Source organism: Pseudomonas sp. BN607 (genome assembly GCF_029871175.1).
Taxonomy (GTDB): Bacteria; Pseudomonadota; Gammaproteobacteria; order Pseudomonadales; family Pseudomonadaceae; genus Aquipseudomonas.
Map to the genome: position 1 here is coordinate 1 of NZ_SSOE01000036.1, position 14,652 is coordinate 14,652.

At 63.1% G+C, this 14,652-nt stretch carries 12 protein-coding genes; 5 read left to right on the top strand and 7 right to left on the bottom strand.

Annotated elements, in window-relative coordinates; genetic code table 11:
• On the bottom strand, positions 1-671 hold a 671-nt coding region (locus E8E68_RS10135), incomplete at its 3' end, for an electron transfer flavoprotein subunit beta/FixA family protein (RefSeq protein ID WP_280340994.1).
• 532 nt (positions 672-1,203) lie between these two features.
• Here E8E68_RS10135 and E8E68_RS10140 point away from each other — a divergent pair.
• Positions 1,204-2,886 carry an electron transfer flavoprotein-ubiquinone oxidoreductase gene (locus tag E8E68_RS10140; protein WP_280340996.1) on the top strand — a complete coding sequence of 561 codons (1,683 nt, stop codon included), beginning with the start codon at positions 1,204-1,206 and terminating at the stop codon, positions 2,884-2,886.
• Between the two features lie 119 nt (positions 2,887-3,005).
• Here E8E68_RS10140 and E8E68_RS10145 read toward each other — a convergent pair whose 3' ends face one another.
• From E8E68_RS10145 to E8E68_RS10165, 5 genes are all read right to left on the bottom strand, one after another.
• Positions 3,006-3,407, bottom strand: a complete 402-nt coding sequence (locus E8E68_RS10145) for a type II toxin-antitoxin system MqsA family antitoxin (protein WP_019437852.1) — start codon at positions 3,405-3,407, stop codon at positions 3,006-3,008.
• 124 nt (positions 3,408-3,531) lie between these two features.
• A complete protein-coding gene (locus E8E68_RS10150) occupies positions 3,532-4,857 on the bottom strand; it encodes an MFS transporter (protein WP_280341003.1) in 1,326 nt (441 codons plus the stop codon).
• A 71-nt stretch (positions 4,858-4,928) separates the two neighbouring features.
• Positions 4,929-5,408: a histidine kinase gene (locus E8E68_RS10155; RefSeq protein WP_266032667.1), complete on the bottom strand. Its 480-nt coding sequence runs from the start codon at positions 5,406-5,408 to the stop codon at positions 4,929-4,931.
• A 167-nt stretch (positions 5,409-5,575) separates the two neighbouring features.
• Positions 5,576-6,052, bottom strand: a complete 477-nt coding sequence (locus tag E8E68_RS10160) for a sigma-70 family RNA polymerase sigma factor (RefSeq protein WP_280341009.1) — start codon at positions 6,050-6,052, stop codon at positions 5,576-5,578.
• Between the two features lie 122 nt (positions 6,053-6,174).
• A complete protein-coding gene (locus E8E68_RS10165) occupies positions 6,175-7,800 on the bottom strand; it encodes a twin-arginine translocation signal domain-containing protein (RefSeq protein ID WP_280341012.1) in 1,626 nt (541 codons plus the stop codon).
• Positions 7,801-7,982: 182 nt separating this feature from the next.
• Between E8E68_RS10165 and E8E68_RS10170 the strand changes: the two genes are divergently transcribed.
• The 4 genes from E8E68_RS10170 (at position 7,983) to E8E68_RS10185 (ending at position 12,852) form a co-directional block, all read left to right on the top strand.
• Complete coding sequence (locus E8E68_RS10170) at positions 7,983-9,329, top strand: dipeptidase (protein ID WP_280341015.1); 1,347 nt, start codon at positions 7,983-7,985, stop codon at positions 9,327-9,329.
• A gap of 16 nt (positions 9,330-9,345) precedes the next feature.
• Entirely contained in the window at positions 9,346-10,635 is a 1,290-nt protein-coding gene (locus E8E68_RS10175) for an aminotransferase class V-fold PLP-dependent enzyme (protein WP_280341018.1), read from the top strand.
• A gap of 64 nt (positions 10,636-10,699) precedes the next feature.
• On the top strand, positions 10,700-11,821 hold the full coding sequence (locus tag E8E68_RS10180) for a cupin-like domain-containing protein (RefSeq protein ID WP_280341021.1): 1,122 nt from the start codon (positions 10,700-10,702) through the stop codon (positions 11,819-11,821).
• A 74-nt stretch (positions 11,822-11,895) separates the two neighbouring features.
• Positions 11,896-12,852, top strand: a complete 957-nt coding sequence (locus E8E68_RS10185; RefSeq protein WP_280341024.1) for a siderophore-interacting protein — start codon at positions 11,896-11,898, stop codon at positions 12,850-12,852.
• Positions 12,853-12,892: 40 nt separating this feature from the next.
• Here the strand turns inward: E8E68_RS10185 and E8E68_RS10190 are convergent, their stop codons facing one another.
• Positions 12,893-14,284, bottom strand: coding sequence for an aspartate aminotransferase family protein (locus E8E68_RS10190; protein ID WP_266032649.1), 1,392 nt, complete (start codon positions 14,282-14,284; stop codon positions 12,893-12,895).
• Positions 14,285-14,652: the final 368 nt, after the last annotated feature.

The following is a 14,652-nucleotide window of genomic DNA, read 5'->3' on the forward strand; positions in this document are numbered from 1 at the left end:
GCCGGGGCTTCGACTTTCAAGGTCTTGTTGGTGGAGGCGAGGGAAACGCCCAGATCGTCAGGCTTGACGGTCTCCAGCGGCTTCTTCTTGGCCTTCATGATGTTCGGCAGCGACGCGTAGCGTGGCTCGTTCAGGCGCAAGTCGGTGGTAACGATGGCTGGCAGGTTCAGTGCAACGGTCTGCAGGCCGCCGTCGATTTCACGGGTGACATTCAGCTTGTCGCCAGCCACTTCAACCTTGGAGGCGAAGGTGCCCTGAGCGAAGCCGGTGAGCGCGGCCAGCATCTGGCCGGTCTGGTTGTTGTCACTGTCGATGGCCTGCTTGCCGAGGATGACCAGCTGCGGCTGCTCCTTGTCGACAACGGCCTTCAGCGCCTTGGCCACGGCCAGGGAGTTCAGTTCGTCAGCGGCTTCGACCAGGATGGCACGGTCGGCACCCAGGGCCAGGGCGGTACGCAGTTGCTCCTGGGCAGTGGTCGGGCCGACGGAAACGACGACGATCTCGGTCGCAACGCCTTTTTCCTTCAGGCGTACGGCTTCTTCCACGGCGATTTCGCAGAAGGGGTTCATGGACATCTTGACGTTAGCAAGGTCGACGCCGGAGTTGTCCGCCTTGACGCGAACCTTGACGTTGTAGTCGACCACTCGTTTGACAGCTACAAGAACCTTCATGGATTCCTCGTTACTCTCCGGTGAATAGATAGTCGCCTGGGGCCATGCCCGGCGATGCGCGTGGGTACAAGGGCACCTCTAAAAACGTACCGGGAAGCAGCATCTTCACTGTGACCGAACAGTCTTGTCCGGACTCTTGCGACAAATACTCACGGGTCATTTTCTGTCGTGGCGTGTAAACTCCACTACAAACCGGCCTAAGCCCGCAAAACCCTGCTCCACACCTGGTCTTTAGAGGTGTACCTGCGCCCGGCTGCAAGCCTACGGCGAACGTAAAACCGCTCGTATCTTGACCGTAACACCCAATCCGGTCAATACGGCAAATCGGTCACCCTCCAGCCGCGTTCCTGTGATTTTACTGGCCTGCGGCAAATTCAAACAAACGTTTGTATTGGACCCGCCAAGTGGTGTAGATATAATGCGCGGCCAAGACAAAACGGTGTAGTCCGTCATTTGCGCAGCTACAGTTTCGCTCCCGTGATGAGCCACTGCGCGCAAGCACCCATAAGACAAAGCAACAGCACGAGCCTTGATGAGTAGGAGAGAACCAGTGGAACGCGAATACATGGAATTCGACGTGGTCATCGTCGGCGCCGGCCCGGCGGGCCTGTCCGCCGCCTGCCGCCTGAAGCAGAAGGCCGCCGAAGCCGGTAGCGAAATCAGCGTCTGCGTGGTGGAAAAAGGCTCTGAAGTCGGCGCCCACATCCTCTCTGGCGCAGTGTTCGAGCCCCGCGCCCTGAACGAGCTGTTCCCCGACTGGAAAGCGCTCGGCGCACCGCTGAATACCGAAGTGAAGCGCGACGACATCTACGTGCTCAAGGATGCCAGCAGCGCGACCAAGGTGCCTGACCTGTTCGTGCCCAAGACCATGCACAACCAGGGCAACTACATCATCTCGCTGGGCAACCTGTGCCGCTGGCTGGCCCAGCAGGCCGAGAACCTCGGTGTGGAAATCTACCCGGGCTTCGCCGCCCAGGAAGCGCTGTTCGACGACAACGGCGTGGTTCGCGGCATCGTCACCGGCGACCTCGGTGTTGACCGCGAAGGCAACCCGAAAGACGGCCTGTATACCCCGGGCATGGAACTGCGTGCCAAGTACACCCTGTTCGCCGAAGGCTGCCGTGGCCATATCGGCAAGCAGCTGATCAAGCGCTTCAACCTCGACAGCGAGTCCGACGTCCAGCACTACGGCATCGGCTTGAAGGAAATCTGGGAAATCGACCCGGCCAAGCACGAGCAAGGCCTGGTGGTGCACACCGCCGGCTGGCCGCTGGACGTGATGGCCAAGGACAACACCGGTGGCTCGTTCCTTTATCACCTGGAAAACAACCAGGTGGTGGTCGGCCTGATCGTCGACCTGTCCTACGCCAACCCGTACCTGTCGCCGTTCGACGAGTTCCAGCGCCTCAAGCACCACCCGGTGATCAGCCAGTACCTCGAAGGCGGCAAGCGCATCAGCTACGGCGCCCGCGCCCTGGCCAAAGGCGGCATCAACTCGCTGCCGAAAATGGTCTTCAATGGTGGCGCGCTGATCGGTTGCGACCTGGGCACCATGAACGTGGCCAAGATCAAGGGCAGCCATACCGCGATGAAGTCCGGCATGCTTGCCGCCGAAGCAGTGGCCGACGCATTGATCGCCGGTAGCGAAGGCGGTGATCAGTTGAACAGCTATGTCAGCGCCTTCAAGGCCAGCTGGCTGCACGAAGAACTGTTCGCCAGCCGCAACTTCGGCCCGGCCATGCACAAGTTCGGCCCGCTGCTGGGCGCGGCGTTCAACTATGTCGACCAGAACTGGTTCGGTGGCAAACTGCCGTTCACCCTGCACGATACCAAGCCGGATTACGCTTGCCTGAAGCTGGCCGCCGATTCGCAGAAGATCGATTACCCGAAACCGGACGGCAAGCTCAGCTTCGACAAGCTGAGCTCGGTATTCCTCTCCAGCACCAACCACGAAGAAGAACAGCCCTGCCACCTGAAGCTGACCGATCCAAGCGTACCGATCGCCAGCAACCTGCCCTTGTACGACGAGCCTGCCCAGCGCTACTGCCCGGCAGGTGTATACGAAGTGGTCACTCAGGAAGACGGCAACAAGCGCTTCCAGATCAACGCGCAGAACTGCGTGCACTGCAAGACTTGCGACATCAAGGACCCGGCCCAGAACATTACCTGGGTCACCCCTGAAGGCGCTGGCGGGCCAAACTACCCGAACATGTAAGGCCCCTGCCCTTGTGGCAACGAAAAGCCCCCGGTCCTGATGGGCCGGGGGCTTTTTGTTGGCTATCCGCGCCTACAGACAGTGTCATTTGGAAACCCAAGCAAGGCCGGGCAACCGCCTCACGCAGTCCTGACTTCCTCAAAGAGCTCCGGGTGACGGTCGAGCAACTTGAACAATTTGATCAGCGCCACCGGCGGTTTGGTTTTGCCATTCTCATAACGTGAAAAAGCATTGACTCCTCCACCGAATATTTCCCCAGCCTCCCGCTGATCCAGATCAAATTTCTTGCGTACGGAAACGATGAAATCGGGATCAACGTCTAGAGCATTGACTTGGCGATTGAAGGCAGACATCAGATCGCTGACTCGCATAGCCTCGTCATGACTTAGCACTGCCTCACCACAGACAGAACAGTAATCGCCCGTCACATCAGGGATCAGGGTCGATTCCCCCTTATACCGGTAGGGCATGTCCTGAGTGTCTAGCGCGAGCTCGGCACCTCCGCAAATTGGGCATCTCATGTTCACAACTCCTTGAAAGACACGATGAGCGCGTCATCTCCCTTCCAGGTTAAATTTGGCTAATAGGTTATTCCAATAACCCCCGCCCGGAAGTCTGCCTCAACGCCCCGCATCCGTTACCGGCTCATTTGTCGCCACACATGACCGGCATCGGCTCCGCCGCAAACACCAAAGGCTCACGACGCCCGAAATACAAGGCCGTCAGCAGCCCCACCGCACCCATGATCAGACAAAACCCGACACACACCCACGGGCTCCACGGCATCAGCGCAATCAGCGCCAGCGGCGTGGTGCTGGCCCACAGTGCGTAGGCCACGTTGTAGGTGAAGGAAATCCCCGAAACCCGAATCTCGGCCGGGAACAGCCCGACCATGACCGAGGGCACCACCCCCACCACGCCACAGCTCAACCCTGCCAGCGCATACGCCAGCCAGGTCATCCCCCACTGCCCCACCAGGCTGGCGTACAACGCGCCGATACCCAGCGGCAGCAACAGGCTGTAGAGCATCAGCGCGCGCCAGGCCCCCACACGGTCGACCAGCAGCCCGGCCAGCACGCAGCCGATGTTGAGGAAGACGATGCCCACGCTGCTCAGGGCGAAGGTGTACCCGGCACTCATGCCGAAACGCTGCTGCATCACCGTCGGCGTGATCACCACCAGCACCACCACCGCCGAGGTCAGCACACAGGTCAGCAGCGCGGCGGGGACCAGCGCCCGGCGGTGCTCGCCCAGCACGCGTCGCAGCGGGAACGTCACAGGTTGCGCCTGGCGCGCGCGCAGGGCGAGAAACACCGGTGTTTCACTGAGCCAGCGGCGCAGCCACACACCCATCACACCAAACACCCCACCCAGGAGGAACGGGTAGCGCCAGGCGTAATCGAGGATTTCCTGCGGGGTGAACAGTTGCGCCAGCAAGGTCGCGGTCAGCGCCCCCAGCAGGTAGCCGAAGGTCAGCCCCGCCTGCAGAAACCCCAAGGCATAGCCGCGTCGCCCGTTTGGCGCATGCTCGGCGACGAAGGTCCAGGCGCTCGGCACCTCCCCGCCTACAGCAGCCCCCTGGAGGATACGCAGGGCCAACAGGACCAGCGGTGCCGCGTAGCCAATGTCGGCGTAGGTCGGCATCACCCCGATCAGCAGGCATGGCAAGGCCATCATCAGGATGCTCAGGTTGAACACCCGCTTGCGCCCCAGGTGGTCGGCGAAGTGCGCCATCAGGATACCGCCTAGCGGCCGCGCCAGGTAACCGGTGACGAAAATGCCGAAGCTTTGCAGCAGGCGCAGCCACTCGGGCATTTCGGGTGGAAAGAACAGCTGGCTCAGGGTCAGCGCAAAGAACACGAAAATGATGAAATCGTAGATTTCCAGCGCGCCGCCCAGCGCCGCCAGGCCCAGGGTCCTGTGGTCGCCGCGGCTGAACCGGGGCGGGCGAGCGGTATCGATGGCAGTCATGGCAGGGTCCGCAAATCGGCAAAGGGCAAGAGCATAACAAATCGCTGCCCGATTGCCCGCTGGCGGCTTGGCTAGCGGTTGAACACCGTGTGCGCGAAGTTGGCCCGTGGCCGGGGCCTGACAGCATTGGCAGGCGCGTTGCCCGGCAGCGGCAACTTGCCCACCAGCAGGGGGGCATCGATGATTGCCATGAACGTCTCCAGCGCCTCGTTATCGGGCGCCTGCGGCAGGCTCAGGCTGACGGCCTGGCGCTCGGTTTGCGGCACCGCAGGCACTTTCAACTGGCTGGAGTGGTACAGCAGGGCGTGCTGGATCTGGGTGCTGACGCGACAGAAGCGCGCCAGGTCGACGCCAGCATGGCTGGCCAGTTCGATATTGCCCAGCAACAGGTTGAAGGGCTGTAAGGCGCACAGCACCAAGCGCTGTAGCTCCTCGAAGCTGTCCACTGGGGCTATCCGGTAATAGCCCAGGCCATTGAGCAACCGCTCCAGCTGCAAGCGCTGGCACGGGTGTTCATCGGCGATGAGAATGCGCAGGGTCTTGTTTGCCATGGGCGGACCTGGGCAGCTGGGTAATGGGCACGCTCCATGACCATACTGCGCCAGTGACGGCGACTGCCAGAGTAACGCAGGCAGCGGTCTTCTTTGATAGAAGTCGGAAAAGCCGCATAAATCAAGTGATTGACTGACGGAATTTGCATTCGCCTTTAGCCAGGCAATCAGGACTCCCACTGCCGCATGCGCACCCGGCAGTGCTTCATGGCATTGACGATGTGCTTTTCCACCAGGCTGCGCGAGATGCCCAGGCGCTCGGCGATCTGCAGATGGGACAAGCCTTCGATCTTGCGTAGCAGGAAGCTTTCGCGGCAGGGGCCGGTCAGTTCGTCAAGTGCCCGCTGCATCAGGGCCAGGCGCTGATCGAGCTGCAACTCCTGCGCAAGCGGCGGCACGTGCCAGCACTCGTCACTGTCCAGAACCTCCAGCGGCTCGGCCTGACGCACCAGATGGCGACGATGGCGGTCTACCAGCAGGTTCAGGGCGGTGCGGTACAGGAAGGCGCGCGGATGCTCGATCTGCCCGTTGTCCGTTCGCTCCAGTACCCGCAGGTAGGCATCGTGGGCAACATCCTCCGCCGCCTGACGGTTACCCAGGCGCGCGGACAGGAAACTCACCAATTCACGATAGTAACGTTCCACAACCACACCTGGAATCGTCCTGCACCCCCACGCTGGGGCCGATGCAGAACTGAGTGATATCAGCGCGCGATCTTACAAAATATAATGATTCTCAGCAACGCATGCTTGCACTGCGTTTACCGTCAGCCCGACGCCTGCACGAGTTTCAGATTGCGGGCGTACCAAGGCCGCTGCGGCACCCGCGGTCGCAAGCGGGCAAAGAGGTCTTCGTTGCCGTATATGATGCGCAACGCCAGCTTCATGGTTTCCGGGTCCATCTCGACACTTCGACCCGGCCGCAGGCCCGGCACCGTGGAGCAGCCATGGGTATCGGGACCAAGCCATGGGTCCGCCACCTCCACCCAGCGCCCGGGGGCGAACCAGGATACGCCGTTCACCTGCAGGCGACGGATCTCGCCCGGGTGGATCCGCTCATGGGCGCGAAACCAGTCGTCGATCCGGTCGTCGATCCAGCCATGGAAATGCCAGAACACCGGATTTACATGTGACGAGAACGGGTCGCCGAGAAAGTCGTTGCGCGCCTCGAACCAGCGCTCGGCAAAATCACCCGGCGTACGTGCGGCGGGCACCGGCATACCGTTGGACGGGTCGCGCGGCACCGCTGCCCAGCGCATGTGCAACCAGTCATGCAGGCCCAGCTCCAGCTCTGAGCCGAACTGCCCCAGGGTCAGCTTGCCCAGGTAATCCGGGTCACTGTATCGCGACTCCCAGACCTGGAAGTTGCCATGGAAAGTGTCCGGGCTCTTGATGGCGCGTACCCACTGGGTGTATTCCGGGTCGTCATGGGCCAGCCAGGTCGGTGGCAGGGCGTTGCCGTCGTGGTTGTCGTAGTACCGCGCAAACCCGATGCGGTCACGCTCGAGTTCCGGCTGAGGCAGCGGGAACCGGGCCCACGAGGGCAGTGCCTGCAGGGCCCTGGCACTGCCAAGCATGTGCCGGTGCATGAACAGGAAGTCCTCTCCGGAGCCGTTGCGATCCTTGTGTCGGCCACGTGCATCACGCTCCTGGCCACGCGGCCCGGGCTGCCAGCCCAAGCCACGCAGGGCGGACTGCTTGTCTTCTTCCAGCTTGTGCCACTTGTCCCGTGAAGCGTGCCAGAGCTGGTGGAACAGCCGGTGCTCCGGTGCAATGAGCCAAGCCAGCAACTGCGGCGACAGCGGTGTACGTTCGCGAGCCTCCGGGAAGGGGCGCTTCAAGGCCAGGAAGCCATTGTCCAGCACAGGCAGAGACAGGGCGCGGTCCAGGGCCGAGACACGGCCGTTGAGCGTTGCCGGCCCGGCATTGCCAAAGGCGCCCCAGACCTCATCGATCACGACATGGCATTCATAGCGCGCCTGCCCTGCACCGGGCTCGGTTGAAAACAGCCGCCAGCGCAACGTCCCGGGCTTGTCCGTCAGCAAGTCACCCATCACCCGGTAACGTGGTTCCTGCTCACTGCGCAGCCGTTCGGCGGTGTCCAGGTAGCCGCGCAGCCCCCGGCCATTGCTGGCGACATCCAGAAACAACTCCAGCTCGCCGTCGGGCAGGCCCTGCAGCTGGGCATCCTTGCCCTGTGCAGTCCAGCGCCAGACACCCCGCAGGATGTCGCCCAGCTGCTGCAGGCGGGTATCGGCCAACTCGACAACAGCCTCGCCAGGCGTTTCCGGAAACGCCTCGGCATCCCGCTGGCGCTGCACATACAGCGCACCGGGCACCGCCACGCCCGTCAATGCCACAGCGGCGATGAACCCGCGTCGAGAAATCGTCATTGCCACTACCTGTGCCTTCATTGCGGCCATGGAGCACGGCCCGTCCAAGGCTAGAACGTTGTACCTGCGCTGAAATTTAGCGCCGCGGCCGGGGCGGCTAAATTTCCTTCGTGTCGACTCGTTCACCCCAGGTAGCGGCGGCCCCTGTGCCATCCCTCGACGGTGAACCTACTGAGACCAAGATGACGACACCACGCTGGAAAAAAGCCCTGTACATCAGCCTGGCTGCGGCAGTCGCCGCGGGTGCCGGTCTGGCTGCCTGGTACCATTTCGCGACCCCTGGCGGTTACCCCCGGGAGGTGGTTCGTCAAGCCAACGACTTGCAAGAACGCATTATCTCGTTCGACAGCCACGTCACCTTGCCGCTGGACTTCGGCAACGAAGGCAGCGAAGCCGACAGGGACGGGCCGGGCCGCTTCGACCTGGCCAAGGCTGCCCAAGGGCGGTTGTCTGGCGCGGCGCTGACCATCTTTGCCTGGCCCGAATCCTGGACGGGCGCAAACAGCCCGCATCGCCCCACCCCAGGCTTCGTCGAGGCCGCCCGCCATACTCAGGAAGTGCGCTACAACGCGATCACCGCGATGGTGCGCGACTTCCCTGAACGCGCTGCGGTTGCCTACACCCCCCAGGACATGCGGCGCTTGCACGGCGAAGGCAAATTCGCGGTGTTTCTGAGCATGCTCAATGCGTATGCGCTGGGGGACGATATCGACCAGCTCGACCGCTGGGCGGCACGCGGGGTGCGCATGTTCGGCTTCAGCTATGTCGGCAACAACAGCTGGGCCGACTCGTCTCGTCCCCTGCCATTCTTCAACGACACCGTCGATGCACTCGATGGCCTGTCCCCCATCGGCAAGCGCGCCGTACAACGGCTCAATGACCTGGGCGTGATCATCGATGTCTCGCAGATGTCCACCAAGGCACTGACCCAGGTCCTCCAGCTCAGCCGTACACCAGTGGTGGCCTCGCACTCCGCACCGCGGGCCATGGTCGATATCAACCGCAACCTGTCCGACAAGGAAATGCAACTGATCAAGGACGGCGGCGGTGTCGTGCAACTGGTCGCGTTCTCCAGCTACCTCAAGCCGCTCAGCGCGCAAACCCAGGAAAAGCTCAATGCCTTGCGCGCACGCTACGCCCTGCCCCCCTTGGCAGACCTGAACTACGCACTGATGCCAGGTGACCCGGTCATTGCCGGCTGGCCGGAGCAGAAAGTCGGGCAGTACGCCAATGAGCTCTACGCAATCCTCGATCAAGAGCCCCCGGCGACGCTGAAGGACTACGGTGATGCCATCGACTACGCCGTGCGCAAGATCGGCATAGACCACGTAGGCATCAGCTCGGACTTCAACGAAGGCGGCGGCATCGACGGCTGGCACGACGTCAGCGAGGCACGCAACGTAACCGCCGAACTCATCACCCGCGGCTACTCCGAAGCCGACATCGCCAAACTGTGGGGCGGCAACTTCCTGCGCGTCTGGGAACAGGTGCAGAGCGCCGCCCACGGCACCGAACCCTCTCAGCGCTAAGCCATCGAGCACCTTCATGAACGACCGCCGCACCTTTCTGAAACAGGCTGGCATCCTTGCCGCCAGCCTGCCGCTTGCCGGCCAGCTGCTACCGGTTGCCGAGGCGGCCACGGCGATCCCGAGCGCCGGCAACCAGCGTTGGGCCGATTTTCGTCGCCTGTTCGAACTCGACCCCAACTATGCGCACTTCGCCAATTTCCTGATCACCTCTCATCCAAAGCCGGTGCGCGAAGCCATCGAGGCCCTGCGTGCACGTTTCGACCGTCACCCGGCGCGAATGGTCGACTGGGATGCCCAGTCGGAGTGGAAACACGAGGCTGAGGTACGCCAATGGGCGGCACGCTACCTGGAGGTGGCGCCACGCCAGATTGCCCTGACAGGCAGCACTACCGAGGGCCTGGGTTTGATCTATGGCGGCATCAAGCTGGCGCCCGGCCAGGAAATCCTGACCACGGTGCACGAGCACTCCGCCGCCCGACAGACCATGAACTACCGCAGCGCCCGCGATGGCAACCCGGTACGCAGGCTGCGCCTGTTCGAGCAGCCCTGGCAGGTGAGCACCGACCAGGTGCTGGGCACCTTGCGTGCGGCCATCTCCCCGCAAACGCGTGTGCTGGGCATGACCTGGGTACATTCGGGCAGCGGGGTCAAACTGCCGGTTGGCGAAATCGGTGCGCTAGTACGCGAAATCAATCAGAACCGGGATGAGCGCGACCATATCCTGTATGTCATCGACGGGGTGCACGGCTTCGGTGTCGAGGACATGGGCTTCGCTGACCTGAACTGCGACTATTTCATCTCCGGCACCCACAAGTGGATGTTCGGCCCGCGCGGTACCGGCATCATCTGCGCTGCATCCTCGGCGCTGGGGCAGCTGCACCCGAGCATCGCCACCTTCTCGGAAAACGAAGACTTCGCCACCACCATGAGCCCGGGCGGCTACCACGCCTTCGAGCACCGATGGGCCTTGGGCAAGGCATTCGAATTGCACCTGCAAACCGGTAAGGCAGCCGTGCAGGCGCGTATTCACGCCCTCAACGAATACCTGAAACAACAGCTGGAAAGCCTGCCCGCCATCGAACTCGTGACCCCGCGCAGCAGCACTCATTCAGCGGGTTTCACCTTCTTCCGCGGCAAAGGCCAGGACGCCGACGAACTGGCCAGGTACCTGACGAGCCAACGCATCGTCGTCGACGCCGTTTCGCGCGATGCCGGGCCAGTGGTGCGCACTGCGCCGGGCCTGTTGAATACCGAAGCGGAAATAGACCGACTGGTCGACGTGCTGCGTCAGCGCCTGCGCGCCTGACAGGCCGCGCCCGGCATCGCGATCCCATGCCAAACCTGCACAACGACAACCGACGAGGCTTACCGTGGACTTTCAGCGCATACTCGAAAAACTGTTCGTCAATGCCCATGCCGTCGGTATCGAAGGCGTGTTCCAGTTCGACTTCGGCCAGGGGCTCGCCTACTGGTCCGAGGTACGCGACAACCCATGCACGGGGGGTGGCCGGCATGAGGCTCCGGACGTCACGATCGAAGTGGCCCAGGATGACTTCCTCGGCATCATGGCGGGCGCTGTCGACGTAGAGGAGCTGTTCGCCAGCGGACGCCTGAAAATAACCGGCAACATGGGCCTGGCGACCCTGCTGCCGCAAGTTATCAGCAGCGCGCGGCAGGGCACGACCGCCAGCAAGGCAGCGATGAACCAGCGCTACCCCACACCAGGACGCTACAGCGAGGAGGTCTCGGCAGCCCAACCCGTGCTGCATGAGGTACAACGCCTGTCACGGGCCGAAATGCCACCGTCACGGTTTCACCATGAACACCTTTCAACGGGCGTGCCAGTGGTGCTGAGCGATGCCCTTGGCGACTGGCCGCTGTTCACCATGGGCCGTGACGCCTCGCTGGCCCACTTTGCCGAGCTGCAGGGCATCACCCGGCATGGTGACTACGTGAAGAAGACTTTCTCTACCGACCGCGACTTTCGCGCCACCTCCATGGCCGACTTCATCGCTTCGCTCGACAAGCCGGCCAAGCCCGGCGAGCCGCCCGCCTACATGGGTAACAATATCGTGCCGGAGAAGCTGCAGGCCCTGATCCGCTACCCGGACTACTTCGATCGCCAGCGCTTCATTCCACCGCGCATCTGGATCGGCCCCAAAGGCACCCTTACACCCCTGCACCGGGATGATACCGACAACCTGTTCGCCCAGGTCTGGGGGCAAAAATCGTTCATCCTGGCAGCACCGCACCATCGTGCCGCACTGGGCACCTGGTCAACCAGCCCGAAGGGCGGGCTGGACGGCTGCGACTTCAACCCCGATGCCCCCGACTACGAGCGCTTCCCCGAAGCCCGTGAAGTGCCCTTCTTGCGCGTGGTATTGCAGGCCGGCGACTTGCTGTTCCTGCCCGAGGGCTGGTTCCACCAGGTAGAGTCGGTGTCCACGTCGCTGTCGGTGAACTTCTGGGTAGATTCCGGCCGCGGCTGGTAACCGGCGATCACGGCAACCTAATTCGCGGGGCCAACAGCTCGTCCACAAAGAAACACCCCTGCAAAAGGCCCCGCATGTCCAGCCTGACCCAAACGCTGCAACAAGGCCTGCGCCGCCTGCTGGGCAGCCGCCCGGCCGCCAGTGCCTATCGCCTGTTCGACCTGGTGCTGCACCAGCGGATCGAACTGAGCCCATCCTTCGTGCGCATGGTGTTCAAAGCCCCCGAGGTGGCCCAAATGACCACGCGTGCGCCCGACCAACGGGTGAAACTGTTCTTCCCCGGCCCGGATGGCTCACTGCCCAGGTTGCCCGACAGCCAGCACTGGAAAAGTGCGCTGGAAGCGCTGCCCGTGGCCCGACGCCCGGTGATGCGTACCTACACCATTCGCGCCCTGCGCCGCGAAGCGCATGAGGTGGACGTGGATTTCGTACTGCACGGCGTCAACGGGCCGGCTTCGACCTGGGCGACTCACGCCCAGGTGGGCGACCGCTTGCAGATGCTGGCCCCGCACCTGGCCCATGAAGGCCAGCTGGGCGGTTATGAGTGGAAGCCACCCGCAGGGGTGCGCAACGTGTTGTTGGCCGGCGACGAAACGGCACTGCCGGCTATCGCCGGCATTCTCGAATCTCTGGCAAACGACGCGGCGGAGCTCAACGTAGAGGCCTTCATCGAAGTCCCCCTGGATGCCGACTGCATCGCCCTGCAACACAGCCCGGCCACCCGCGTGCACTGGTTGCCCAGGGACGTGCTGCGCTGCGCGCACGGCCAGGGTCTGCTGCATGCCGTGAGTGAACTGGCCAGCCTGCCACAAGGCCATGCCACACCAGGCATGCGCCTGAAGGAAGTGGATATCGAGAAACGCATACTGTGGGAACAGGCCAGCAGCACCGGCAGCGCATTTTACGCCTGGGTGGCGGGAGAGTCGGCGACCGTGATGGCCATACGTCGGCACCTGATCAAGGAGCGTGGGTTGCAGCGCGAGTGCCTTACCTTGATGGGCTATTGGCGGGCCGGGCGGTCCCTGGGTTGAGTTGGTACAGCCGGGGCCGCAAAGCAGCCCCGGCAACCGGTCAGACTGCCGCGATCAACGCCTCGGCAAAGCGCTGCGCCACCTCATCGACCTGCTCGCCGCTGATGATCAAGGGCGGCAGGAAGCGCACCACCGCGCCATGCCGCCCCCCCAGCTCCAGGATCAACCCGCGCTTGAGGCACTCGCGCTGCACCTTGGCCGCCAGCTCATGGTTGGCCTGCGGGTAACCCAAGGCATCCCGTTTGCCATGCGGGTCCACCAGTTCCACCCCAAGCATCAAGCCACGCCCGCGAACATCACCCAACTGCGGATAATCCCGTTGCAACTGCAACAGGTGCTGGCGCAAGCGCAGCCCCATGGCCTCGGCATGCTCCGGCAGGCGGTGCTCGACCAGGTAGTTGATCACCGCCGACCCCGCCGCCATGGCCATCTGGTTGCCACGGAAGGTACCGGCATGGGCGCCCGGCTTCCAGGTGTCCAGCCAGTCGCGATACACCACTACCGCCAGCGGCAGGCTGCCGCCGATTGCCTTGGACAACGTCACCACGTCGGGCACGATGCCGGCGTGCTCGAAGGCGAACATCCGCCCGGTACGGCCGAAGCCGCTCTGGATCTCGTCGACAATCAACGCCACGCCCGCCTGCTCGGTAATGCGCCGCACGCCTTTGAGCCATTCGATGTCAGCCGGAATTACCCCGCCCTCACCCTGTACCACTTCAAGGATCACGGCGGCAGGCAGCGGTACACCGCTTTCAGGGTCGAGCAGCAGGTTTTCCAGGTAATGCAGGTTGGCCTTCACACCGGCCTCACCACCCAGGCCGAACGGGCATCGGTAATCGTACGGGTACGGCATGAATTGCACGCCGTTGCTCAGCAGCGCACCCAGCGGCTGCTTGGGGCCATGGCTGCCCATCAGGCTCAAGGCGCCTTGGCTCATGCCGTGGTACGCCCCCTGGAAGGCCAGTACGGTGCTGCGCCCTGTTGCGCCCCGCACCAGCTTGAGGGCCGCTTCCACGGCGTCGGTACCGGTCGGGCCGCAGAACTGCACCTTGGCCTCGCGACGCAGGGCCTCGGGCAGGATGCCGAACAGGTCCTGGACGAAGCGGTCCTTGACCGGGGTGGTCAGGTCGAGTGTATGCAGCGGCAGTTCGTCAGCCAGCACGCGCTGGATTGCCTCGATCACTGCCGGGTGATTATGCCCCAGGGCCAAGGTGCCAGCGCCGGCCAGGCAATCGATGAACTGGCGGCCTTCGACATCTTCGACATGGATACCACGGGCGCGCTTGAGTGCCAGCGGAATGCGCCGCGGGTAGCTGCGGGCGTTGGACTCTTGTTGCTGCTGGCGCTGCAGCAAGGGTGAATCGGTGAATTCGTACAGAGGCTGCGGCGCGCTGGCCGGTGCGACCTGGGCAAGGCTGGAAGCGGTGGACATGGGTGAATCCTCGCAAGCAAGCGAATGGGCAGTTATCGCTTTGAAAACGCTTGAGTGCGGGTAGGATTTAGCGGTTGCTGCGGGATTTATTTTGGTCTGTGCCGGCCCTTTCGCGGGTGAACCCGCTTGTGTCTGTATGGGGATTGGTCACTGCGCGATCGAGGAAAACTTCCCAAACACGGTGCATGGCACGGGCTGCGCCCGTGTTCGCGGGACAAGCCCGCTCCCACAGTGATTGCGCTAGATTTTGGAAATTGAGGAAGAGTTGTTTCCCCTGGTACTGCACCAGCCTCAAGCCTGCGGGATACCTGTGGGAGCGGGCTTGTCCCGCGAAGCATCCAACACGGTGCATGGCACGGGCTTCGCCC

Coding starts and splice junctions, on each gene's coding strand:
- E8E68_RS10140 (WP_280340996.1), top strand. CDS start 1,204: ATGAGTAGGAGAGAACCAGTGGAACGCGAATACATGGAATTCGACGTG.
- E8E68_RS10145 (WP_019437852.1), bottom strand. CDS start 3,407: ATGAGATGCCCAATTTGCGGAGGTGCCGAGCTCGCGCTAGACACTCAG.
- E8E68_RS10150 (WP_280341003.1), bottom strand. CDS start 4,857: ATGACTGCCATCGATACCGCTCGCCCGCCCCGGTTCAGCCGCGGCGAC.
- E8E68_RS10155 (WP_266032667.1), bottom strand. CDS start 5,408: ATGGCAAACAAGACCCTGCGCATTCTCATCGCCGATGAACACCCGTGC.
- E8E68_RS10165 (WP_280341012.1), bottom strand. CDS start 7,800: ATGACGATTTCTCGACGCGGGTTCATCGCCGCTGTGGCATTGACGGGC.
- E8E68_RS10170 (WP_280341015.1), top strand. CDS start 7,983: ATGACGACACCACGCTGGAAAAAAGCCCTGTACATCAGCCTGGCTGCG.
- E8E68_RS10175 (WP_280341018.1), top strand. CDS start 9,346: ATGAACGACCGCCGCACCTTTCTGAAACAGGCTGGCATCCTTGCCGCC.
- E8E68_RS10185 (WP_280341024.1), top strand. CDS start 11,896: ATGTCCAGCCTGACCCAAACGCTGCAACAAGGCCTGCGCCGCCTGCTG.
- E8E68_RS10190 (WP_266032649.1), bottom strand. CDS start 14,284: ATGTCCACCGCTTCCAGCCTTGCCCAGGTCGCACCGGCCAGCGCGCCG.